The 1,196-nt window shown below is 66.8% G+C and carries 1 protein-coding gene and 1 pseudogene; both read left to right on the top strand.

Annotated features, from left to right (window positions below; translation table 11 throughout):
• Positions 1-92: 92 nt before the first annotated feature.
• A pseudogene (locus tag F1193_RS17835) lies at positions 93-677 on the top strand (ISAs1 family transposase); the annotation flags it as partial.
• Between the two features lie 107 nt (positions 678-784).
• The coding region (locus tag F1193_RS17220; protein WP_170263742.1) for an ISAs1 family transposase at positions 785-1,196 on the top strand (412 nt) is incomplete at its 3' end.

The following is a 1,196-nucleotide window of genomic DNA, read 5'->3' as shown; positions in this document are numbered from 1 at the left end:
CCGGCTTTAGCCGGTGGTTGTTGAGTGTGGCATTTTGAGTTGACGGGACGGCGTGATTCCCTGGGCGCTCTGATTCGACCAGGAGCGCGACCATGAGGGCGATCGCCGACACCATCCTCGACGCGGAGGTTCCGCGGGCGCGGCTGGCGCTGTTGCTGCAGCATTTCTCCGAGCTCGACGATGCGCGCGAGCCGTGGCGGGTGATGTATCCGCTGCACGAGGTGCTGCTGCTGGTGACCTGCGCCACCATCGCCTCCTGCGACGATTTCGACGACATCGCCGCCTGGGGCAAGCATCACCTGCGCTTTCTGCAGCAGTTCGCCGATTTCCATCACGGCATTCCCTGCGAGCGCTGGCTGCGCTGTCTGGTCAACCGGGTCGATCCGGTGCTGTTTGCGCGCTGCTTTGAGGACTGGGTGGCGGCGCTGTGGCCCGGCCGGCACGATCTCATCGCCATCGACGGCAAGACGGCGCGCCGCACCCACGACCGCCGCAAGGGTCTCAAAGCCCTGCACACGCTGTCGGCCTATGCCACCACCGCCCGGCTGGTGCTGGCACAGACCAGCGTCCCAGAGAAGACCAACGAGATCACCGCGATCCCTGCGCTTCTCGACCAGCTCGCCGAGGCCGGCCAGCTCGACGGCGCCCTGGTGAGCATCGACGCCATGGGCTGCCAAGCCGACATTGCCGCCAACATCGTCGCGAACGGCGCCGATTACCTGCTCGCCCTGAAGAGCCTGCCCCCGCGAAGGCGGGGGGCAACCAGCCAACCCTCGAAGCCGATGTGGCCGACTATTTCCGCACCGCGCCAGCCGAGGAGCTCGTCACCAAGACCACCGTCGAGAAGGGCCACGGCCGCATCGAGACCAGAACCTACACCGCCTCCAGCGTGGTCGACTGGATCGCCGCCGAGCGCAGCTATCCGGGCCAGCCGCGCTTCACCTCCATCAGGACCATTGTCAGCGTTCTCTCGCGTGTCGAGCATGCCGACCGCTGCAGCTTCGAGACCCGCTTCTACATCTCCTCTGCCCCCCTCGACATTGAGCGCATCGCCGGTGCCGTCCGCGGCCATTGGGGCGTCGAGAGCATGCACTGGCTGCTCGACGTTGCGTTCAAGGACGACCTGTCGCGCTACCGAACCGGCCATGGCGCCAAGAACATGGCCGTCGTCCGCCGCTTCGCCCTCGGCCTCGTGC

Origin of the sequence: Blastochloris sulfoviridis (assembly GCF_008630065.1) — a bacterium.
Lineage (GTDB): Bacteria > Pseudomonadota > Alphaproteobacteria > Rhizobiales > Xanthobacteraceae > Blastochloris > Blastochloris sulfoviridis.
The sequence above is the reverse complement of the archived record's forward strand: the minus strand, read 5'-3'. Positions and strand labels throughout refer to the sequence as shown.